The organism is Accumulibacter sp. (genome assembly GCF_031732815.1).
In the GTDB taxonomy this organism is placed as follows: Bacteria; Pseudomonadota; Gammaproteobacteria; order Burkholderiales; family Rhodocyclaceae; genus Accumulibacter.
Genome location: NZ_JAVMKF010000052.1, coordinates 1 through 7,905 on the forward strand (window position 1 = coordinate 1; position 7,905 = coordinate 7,905).

Sequence of the window (7,905 nt, forward strand, 5' to 3'; positions counted from 1 at the left end):
TGGCGGCTTCGCGCAGGTCGCGTACGGCGCCGCTGCCACGCATGTCGGGCAGAGCAGCGACGGCAGTGGTATCGAGCGTGTCGGTAAATTCCCGGTGGAAGGGGTCACCGACCAGATTGATGTCGGCCAGATTGCCGGTGACTTCGCCGGTGGTTCCGACGCTACCATCGCCGCGCGTGTAGGTGCCGAGGTCGGCGATCTGGTTCCCGTTGGCGAGCGTCTGGCTGTGCGCACTGGCGGCGACGTTGATCGAGGCGACGTTGAGTTGGCCCAGGGTGGACAGTTCGTTGCTCTGGCTGACGCCGTCCTGGTTGAGGTCGCGCCACAGGCGCAGTTCGGCGAAGCGCGAATCGAGCGCGCTGATCTTGCCGTCGGCGTTGCTGTCGAGATCGCGCAGGGCGTCGAAGCCGTCGGCCGCGCGCTGACCATCGCGCTTGATCGTCGAGTCGCCGAAGAGCTCGCGCCCCGAATCGATCAAGCCGTTCAGGTTGCGGTCGAGGACGAGGAAGCCGTCGTCGGGGCTCAGCCAGCTGGTCGCGGTGCTGGGCAACGAAGCGGGCGGCTGAGGCGAACAAATCTATAATGTTATCCGCGATGTAACCGCCTTCGTCGAAAATGCTGTTGCAAAATCTAAAACCCTGCTGGTTGAACCAGTCGAAGACGCTCGGCCCGAGCAATGACCCCACCGGCCCCTAGCGCGGCAAATCCCGCGACCGCAAGAACCTCTGCCCCGAAAAGCAGCGCCACCCACAATAACTCCACCCAGCCAAGCAAGGGCGACGCCCATTCCCGCCTGACCAAAGGCGTCGCTGCTGCCGGTCTCGAACCATTTCACAGCGCCGTCAGCCATCTCGTAAGCGTCGTAGGTGGGGCCGATTGCTCGCCCGAAGGTTGCCCCGAATGCCCTTTCCGCGGCCAATACGCCCACTCTTGCTTCTGCTGCCAGCGCGCCGACTCTCACGTGGGCGTCCAAGACGTCGTCGAGTAACGCGTTGGCCTTACTTGCGTATTGCTGTGCGTAGCGCTCCATGATTTCGGCAATGGCTGCCTTGTGCTGGTCCGCGGCGGCGGCGGCCCATCGCTCCGACGAATCGGCAAGGGAATTGAATTCGTTGTCAATGGCGGCCAAAAACCGCCGAAATCTGGCGCAGCCGAAAATTCGGGCACGAAAATTGCCGGCCCGGAGCCGGGTCAAGGGCGGGCGCCAGCCCGGCGCAGCAACCCCTTGACCCGGCGGAGGGACGGGTACGCTGGAGCATGGGTGTAAGCGCGGCAGTTCCGCGCCAGATTGCCGCGGTTTCTCCCCGCCATTAACATTCGTTTCCCAGCGCTTGTGCCAGTAGCTCCTTCTGGCGTTGAGCGCTAACCACGGCCTGACCTCCGTCGGCGGCCACCTGCCGCGCGAACCTATTGTCCGCTTCGCTCCACGCGCTGGCAAAGGCGTTGGCTTGCGCCGTGAGGGCAGCAGAAAATTCACCAAACGTGAGTTGCACAGGTTAATCCTTCGCAAGAATCAGTGAGATTGGGCCGGCGAGCACGACAATTACGATCCACAGTAATCCAACTACTCCACCGGTCGCAACCCCGCCTACAAGTGCCATCGAGAAGCGATCGGAAATCATGGCCACAAAGAGCTTCATACCCCAAGTAGGGCCACCTGTCATGTCAATGGAGATTGGCAAAAAGAGGACAACCCACAGACCAATCAGTAAACCCGGTAAAGACAAGAAATACAGAAAACAGAACGTCTTCAGGAACGGTACGCCAGGTCTGGAGAACGCATAGCGGATTCTGGCACCAAGTGGGTCCTTCCGAACCAGGATGGCCGTTACTAGCGTACTGACCCGCGCAGCCGATCCGAAGAACCCCTGCACCAATTCCGGAATCGGTGAGAGTTTAGCCATTTTTATTATTGCGGGTGCAGTGTGGGCTACCCAGGCAATCGGCCAAGCAATTGGTCCAAACAGGCTTTCCCAAGTCCTGGGCAGTATTATCCCGTAGAGAAACATGCCAAGTACAGAAACCATGATATAGCGGTTAAAACGTCGATTCGCACTTACGATTTCGGGAGGTCTTTTTCCGCGCAGTGTTTCAGGCAGGTGAGATTCCCGGTCAAGTCGTGAAGTCACTCGTATCGCCTTCCGAAGCCGTGTAAAAGAAACGCTGATTTAATCGCACCGCCTGACGATGCGCATGATATAAGGTGCGCGTCGCAGCGGATGGGATTAGCCAATGAATCAGATCAGCTTTTCGGAAGCCGACTTTGCCGCGAAGAAGCGGGTCACGAAGCGCGAGCTCTTCCTTGCCGACATGGAAAGGGTTTTCCCCTGGCAGGAAATGCTGGCGGTCATCGAACCGTATTACCCGAAAGGCAAGCGCGAGGTATGCGTTCATCAGGCGCTGGTCGACAGCCATTAGCATGATGTATGGGTCGATATCCAGCGAGAGTGCGCATGCTTGCCAGACAGTCACATCTGGCGTGTGCTTCCATTCCCGCCAATCCGGTCTATTCATCCAGCACTCCTTCAAACGCTGCCTTCAAGGGGGGTGCCGCGCCGGCCGGGTGAAGGTGCCCGGCGTTCTCTGTTGGTGATCAGCCTCCGGATAGGCGCGGCATTGCTGCTCGCTGCCTGCAGACCGTCAGTCAGGCGTCGGTGATTCGGTCATCAGGTGGCGTGGTCTTCCTTCCGTGCCACGGCTAGGCCAGGCCGGCGGGCGATGCGACGTTCCTTCATTCGCGATTCGGCATGGTCAGTGACAACAAGGCGTCGCTCTCACAAAGGGGCTCCAGCGGGATGAAGGCATCCGCTGCTTCCCTCGGCGAAACCAGGTTATGCGACTTGGCCCTCGATCCGCAGGACCACACGCCCTCCCACCGCTTGCGCGAATCTCTCGACGGTGCGCATGGACGGAAAGCGCTTGCCGCTCTCGATTCTTGCAACAGCGCTTTGCGTGGTTCCCATGCGTTGGGCTACCTCGGTTTGCGACAGGCCGGCACGGGCGCGAGCGGCAATGAATTCGCGGGCGATGGCGTACTCACCCGACATTGCGTCGTATTCAGCGCGGGTCGCAGCGTCGCCCAGCATCTCCGGCTTGATGGTCCTCAAAGTCTTCACGTCAAAGCCTCCAATCGCTTCTTGGCAGTCTCAATCGCTGCGCGTGGCGTGGCCTGGGTCTTCTTCACGAAGACATGCAGCACCAGTAGCGTGCGTCCATGAACGGCGGCATACACGGCGCGGGCGATGCCATCACGCCCCCGCATCCGCATTTCCCACAGCTTGCCCTCCACGGGCCGGACATGCGGCATTCCCACTTCTTGCGGCCCGAAAGCTTCCAGCAGTTCGGCAACGTGCAGGAAGCGGGCGCGCATGTCGGCAGGCAGGGCCAGCAGTTCAGGTTCCGCCAGCGAGCATACCTTTACCGTCCATTGACTCATAGTATAGCCTTTCTGCTATTGTCTGATGTACCGTCAGGCAGCGTTGATCACGCGGAATCCGGGCCGCGCGTCGTCCGTGGGCTGCCCGATCCCGGCTTGTTCCAGAATCCAGCCTTCGATCTTGGTGTGCCACATGCGCAGCAGGTCGAGCGGGCGTACACGGTAGTGCTTCTCGGCGGTAGCAGATGGCTTGTGCCCCATGATCTGCGCGGATACGCCAGCCGGGCACTCAACCCACTCCGCGAGGGTGCCGAAGGATCGGCGCAGACCGTGTATCGAGAGTGCAGGCAGGCCGGCGGTGGTCACTGCCTTGTTGTGCTGAATGCGCGGCTCCTGAAGCCTTCCAGATGCCGCGGTGGGGCTGCTGAAAACCCATTCGTTACGACGCGGCAGGGCGGCCAGCAACGACGCGACGTATGGCGTCAGCGGGATTGTGCGCTCGCCGTCGACCTTGTCCTTGATGGTCATGGACCGCCACTGAAAGTCCACGTCTTCCCAGCGGATGCCGGCCACCTCTTCGCGGCGGGCGCCAGTCAGCAGCGCGGTCTGGAGATAGGCAGCGATGACCGGATTCCCGATCTGGCGGACGGCGGCGAACCATGCCGGCAACTGCTCGCGTTGCAGGCAATCGTCCCTGGCGGATTTCTTCGGCAGTTCGTCGCGGGCCAGCCGGGCGCTGCAAGCGTCAGACTGTACCTGGTCGCGGTACTCTGGCCGGTCTGAGCACCAGTTCAAGAAGGCACGCATCAGGGCGAACGAAAGGCGCGCATAGGTCGGGCGCTTGGCGGCTTCATCCTGGAGCCAGACGCGTACCCGGTCGGTGTCGATCTGTTCCAGAGGAAGGTTCAGCAGCGGGCGCAGGATGCCCGGCAAGGTCTTGTCGCTTTCTCCGGGTCGGCGCCCTTGGGTGCGCGGCTCGCCGCCTTCCTTGCTGACGGTTTCGTGTTCGAGAAGATGGCGCGGACTCCAGCTTGCGCGGCGCGCTTCGATGTACTTCTTCCATGCTTCCACTGCCGGCGTGGCGATACGCTCAGCCTCGATGCGCTTGGCTTCGTCGGCGGCGCGCTTGGCCTCGGCGGCGGCAATGCGGTTGGCTTTCTCTTGGCGCGGATCAACACCTGAGTCGATGAGTACTTGCAGGCGCCGGGCCTCGTCGCGTGCGGCGCCAAGGGTCCATGCCTTGGTGCTGCCGATGGTCAGCCGAACCGATGCGCCGGACTCCAAGCGGCTCTGTAAGACGTAGACCTTGCTGCCGCCGGCTGACGCCTTCAATCCGAGTCCAGTAGATTCGGTGTCCCAGAGAAAGGACGCTGCTTTGCCGGTCTCGCAGCAGAATTTTGTCACTCGCCCGGCAGTGAAGGGAACCTTGTTTTCGCTCATCTTATGGTCTCCGGCTTTGCTTACCAGCGGAACCTAGTAAGCACACAGTAAGCAGATTATATCAATTCCGTTCAACGTCGAGCAACGTCAAGTTTCCTCAAATAGTTGATTTGTTTGCTATCGAGTCGTTGCAGCACACCCCCTTCAACGCCGAAAAATGCCTAGAAGTTCTGATTCTCAATCAGAAGGTCGGCGGTTCGATCCCGCCTCTCTCCACCAAACACCTGGAGCCCGGACTTGCGCCGGGCTTTTTCACGCCAGCAAAGGGCCGGCACTGGCGGGGTTTCGCGGAGGTGCGAATTTCGCTCATCGCTGACATCCACCGACATTGGTCGCCCACCGTAGGGCGTTTCCCGGTCGAATGAGGAAGCGGGCATTCGGCACGACCTGCCGCAGAGTTTTTCCGCGATAACTCTTGCTGGACGTTTGCTGCAGGCTATCGACTCAATTTCTTCCGGCGATCCACCGTTATTCAAGATACAGGACCTGCTGCTTTCCGGAGGAAAAGATGATCCACGCATGCACCAAACATACCGATCTCGATGAACTCATCGGGACTCAATGCTGGGAAGGTCAGGACCTGTCGTTCCGCTACGGCCCGCTGGTTCGGGCGATGCAGGCCGGCGAAGAATTGATCCTGGAGAACAGTACCGCCTTGTCGGCGTTCATGCTCGCGAAGATCCGTCTGATGCTTGGCACCATGTTCATCGAGGACACTTCGGAAGAGATCTGCCCGCACGACGGCTTTCGGCTGACCCTTGGCTAAGCCGTAGTCAAGGCATGGCGCCCGGCGTGTCGGCAGCGCGCACGTGTTCGGCGTCAGCCCCGGAGAACCTCATCTTCTGCGTCTGTTCTCTGCTGCCAGTTCCTGGCCTTGGACGCTTTCATCCTGCTCCGCAAAGAGCATACCCTGCGTGTGCCGCCTGCTATGCGTTTATCGATCCAGCCTTGCTGTCGCCCCCATTCAGGCTTGCCTGCTTGGCATGTAAAGCCGCTCGACACTCGAAGCTGGTCAGATGTTGTCCGCCGCCCGGCTCGCCGGGTCAGCCGCCATCTTCGTGCTGGAAGCCGCGACGCCAGGTTTCGCGGTAGTATTCGACGCGTGCGCAGCGGGTATTGGATAGACATATATCCACGCTGGCTGGCTCTTGGCTTCCGCCTGACTGAAGAGGAACCTCATGTTGCGTATTGGAATCGACCTGGGCGGGACGAAAATCGAACTCGCCGCGCTCGACGAGGGTGGTCAGACTTTGCTGCGTCGGCGCGAACCGACGCCACAGGGTGACTATGCCGCTTCGGTCGAAGCGATCGGCCGTCTGGTCGAGGCCGCCGAGAACGACCTGGGCGCGACGGGCAGCGTCGGCATCGGCATTCCGGGCGCCGAATCGATGCCGGACGGGAGAATCAAGAATGCCAACTCGACCTGGCTGATTGGTCAGCTTTTTCGGGAGGATGTGCAGACGCGGCTGGGGCGTGCGGTTCGCTTGGCCAACGATGCCAACTGTTTCGCCCTGTCGGAAGCGATCGACGGCGCCGGACGAGGCGCCGAGGTGGTTTTCGGCGTCATCCTGGGCACCGGGGTGGGCGCCGGCATCGTCGTTCGTCAACGCGTCGTTTCCGGTATCAATCGAATTGCCGGCGAATGGGGCCACAACCCGCTGCCCTTGCTGCACGAAGAGAGTGTGGCGCCGCTGCCCTGCTATTGTGGTCGCCTGGGCTGTGTCGAAACCTGGTTGTCGGGGCCGGGCATGGCGACTGATCATTGGCGACATTGTGGCGAGCGCTTGTCCGCCGAGGAGATCTGCGCGCGCGCCGTCGACGGCGAAACGGCGGCCGACGAAACGCTCTGGCGCTACGAGCGACGCCTGGCCAAGGCGCTCGCTGTTGTGGTCAACATCCTTGATCCAGAGGTGGTTGTGCTCGGCGGCGGTTTGTCGAACATCGAGCGGCTCTACGACACGATACCGCGCCTGTGGCAGGAACACATTTTCTCGCCGGTCGTTCTCACTCGGCTGTGCCGCAACCTTCATGGCGACTCCTCGGGTGTGCGTGGCGCCGCCTGGCTATGGAACGAGGTGTGAAATGGCGGCAAGACTCTGGCTGACGCTCTTTCTCCCCTTTGCTGGCGCGTATTTCCTGTCCTACCTCTATCGTACGGCGAATGCCGTCATCGGCCCGCTGTTGACCGGCGAACTGTCGCTCACCGCGGGCGATCTCGGCCTGCTCACCGGCGCCTACTTTCTTACTTTCGCCAGCGCGCAGCTTCCGCTTGGCGTCCTCCTCGACCGTTTTGGTGCGCGCCGCGTCGAGGCGGCGCTGCTGCTCGTCGCGGCAGTCGGCGCCGGGGTTTTCGCCGCCGGTCAGACGATTGCACAACTGGCGATCGGCCGCGGGCTGATCGGCCTGGGCGTCTCGGCCTGCCTGATGGCGGCGTTCAAGGCGTTTTCTCTATGGTTTCCGGCCGAGCGCCAGGCCTCGCTGACCGGCTGGATCATGACGGCCGGCGGCCTCGGCGCGCTGGTCGCCACGACGCCGCTCGAATCGGCGCTGCATTTCACCGGTTGGCGCGAGATTTTCCTGTTCCTCGCCGGTTTGACGGCGCTGGTCGCGCTGTGGCTGTTTGTCAGCGTTCCCGAACGCGCCGAAAAGCCGCAACCGGAAAGCATGGCGACGCAGTGGGCCGGCGTCAGGAGCGTTTTCGCCAGCGCACATTTCTGGCGCTTCGCACCGCTCGGGCTGACCCTCATCGGTGGTTTCATGGCTGTACAAAGCTTGTGGTCGGTATCCTGGCTGATGCAGGTCAACGGCGACAGCCGGGCGCTCGCCGCCGACACGCTGCGCAGCATGAACGCCGCGATGCTCGTTGCCTACGTGCTGATCGGTCTGCTCGCCACCGGACTTGCCCGGCGCGGCATCGGACCGGTCGTCCTGCTCGCCGTCGGCGTCGGGCTTTCGCTGATCACGCTCGGACTGATCGTCAGCGCCAGGGGCAGCAGCAGCGCGTGGCTGTGGGTCGCCTACGGCGTCTTTTCGAGCTTCGGAACGCTTGCCTACTCGCAGGCGGCGGCCGGTTTCCCGCTTGCCCTGGC

The 7,905-nt window shown here is 61.8% G+C and carries 9 protein-coding genes and 1 pseudogene; 5 read left to right on the plus strand and 5 right to left on the minus strand.

Annotated elements, in window-relative coordinates; translation table 11 throughout:
• Both RKP46_RS04705 and RKP46_RS04710 read right to left on the minus strand, forming a co-directional pair.
• A pseudogene (locus RKP46_RS04705) lies at nucleotides 1–550 on the minus strand (hypothetical protein); the annotation flags it as partial.
• Between the two features lie 946 nt (nucleotides 551–1,496).
• The gene (locus tag RKP46_RS04710) at nucleotides 1,497–2,129 is read right to left on the minus strand and encodes a hypothetical protein (protein WP_311105556.1); all 633 of its coding nucleotides are present in this window, start codon (nucleotides 2,127–2,129) and stop codon (nucleotides 1,497–1,499) included.
• Between the two features lie 103 nt (nucleotides 2,130–2,232).
• Between RKP46_RS04710 and RKP46_RS04715 the strand changes: the two genes are divergently transcribed.
• Nucleotides 2,233–2,418 carry a hypothetical protein gene (locus RKP46_RS04715; protein WP_409194105.1) on the plus strand — a complete coding sequence of 62 codons (186 nt, stop codon included), beginning with the start codon at nucleotides 2,233–2,235 and terminating at the stop codon, nucleotides 2,416–2,418.
• A 413-nt stretch (nucleotides 2,419–2,831) separates the two neighbouring features.
• Here RKP46_RS04715 and RKP46_RS04720 read toward each other — a convergent pair whose 3' ends face one another.
• From RKP46_RS04720 to RKP46_RS04730, 3 genes are read right to left on the minus strand one after another with little or no spacing between them, the layout of a single operon-like run.
• A complete protein-coding gene (locus RKP46_RS04720) occupies nucleotides 2,832–3,116 on the minus strand; it encodes a helix-turn-helix transcriptional regulator (RefSeq protein WP_295324821.1) in 285 nt (94 codons plus the stop codon).
• Nucleotides 3,113–3,436: a type II toxin-antitoxin system RelE/ParE family toxin gene (locus tag RKP46_RS04725; protein WP_295324824.1), complete on the minus strand. Its 324-nt coding sequence runs from the start codon at nucleotides 3,434–3,436 to the stop codon at nucleotides 3,113–3,115. The genes RKP46_RS04720 and RKP46_RS04725 overlap by 4 nt, the downstream gene beginning before the upstream one ends.
• 33 nt (nucleotides 3,437–3,469) lie before the next feature.
• Nucleotides 3,470–4,816, minus strand: coding sequence for a site-specific integrase (locus RKP46_RS04730; RefSeq protein WP_311105557.1), 1,347 nt, complete (start codon nucleotides 4,814–4,816; stop codon nucleotides 3,470–3,472).
• Nucleotides 4,817–4,944: 128 nt separating this feature from the next.
• Here RKP46_RS04730 and RKP46_RS04735 point away from each other — a divergent pair, with 128 nt between their 5' ends.
• The 4 genes from RKP46_RS04735 to RKP46_RS04750 form a co-directional block, all read left to right on the plus strand.
• The gene (locus RKP46_RS04735; RefSeq protein ID WP_311105558.1) at nucleotides 4,945–5,181 is read left to right on the plus strand and encodes a hypothetical protein; all 237 of its coding nucleotides are present in this window, start codon (nucleotides 4,945–4,947) and stop codon (nucleotides 5,179–5,181) included.
• A 143-nt stretch (nucleotides 5,182–5,324) separates the two neighbouring features.
• The gene (locus tag RKP46_RS04740) at nucleotides 5,325–5,582 is read left to right on the plus strand and encodes a hypothetical protein (protein WP_311105559.1); all 258 of its coding nucleotides are present in this window, start codon (nucleotides 5,325–5,327) and stop codon (nucleotides 5,580–5,582) included.
• A 415-nt stretch (nucleotides 5,583–5,997) separates the two neighbouring features.
• Nucleotides 5,998–6,897 (plus strand): ROK family protein, encoded by a 900-nt coding sequence (locus tag RKP46_RS04745; RefSeq protein WP_311105561.1) that lies wholly within the window; start codon nucleotides 5,998–6,000, stop codon nucleotides 6,895–6,897.
• 1 nt (nucleotide 6,898) lies between these two features.
• On the plus strand, nucleotides 6,899–7,905 hold a 1,007-nt coding region (locus RKP46_RS04750), incomplete at its 3' end, for an MFS transporter (RefSeq protein ID WP_311105560.1).

Excerpts from the sequence above, each read along its gene's own strand:
- RKP46_RS04715 (WP_409194105.1), top strand. The coding sequence starts at position 2,233 with ATGAATCAGATCAGCTTTTCGGAAGCCGACTTTGCCGCGAAGAAGCGG.
- RKP46_RS04725 (WP_295324824.1), bottom strand. The coding sequence starts at position 3,436 with ATGAGTCAATGGACGGTAAAGGTATGCTCGCTGGCGGAACCTGAACTG.
- RKP46_RS04730 (WP_311105557.1), bottom strand. The coding sequence starts at position 4,816 with ATGAGCGAAAACAAGGTTCCCTTCACTGCCGGGCGAGTGACAAAATTC.
- RKP46_RS04740 (WP_311105559.1), top strand. The coding sequence starts at position 5,325 with ATGATCCACGCATGCACCAAACATACCGATCTCGATGAACTCATCGGG.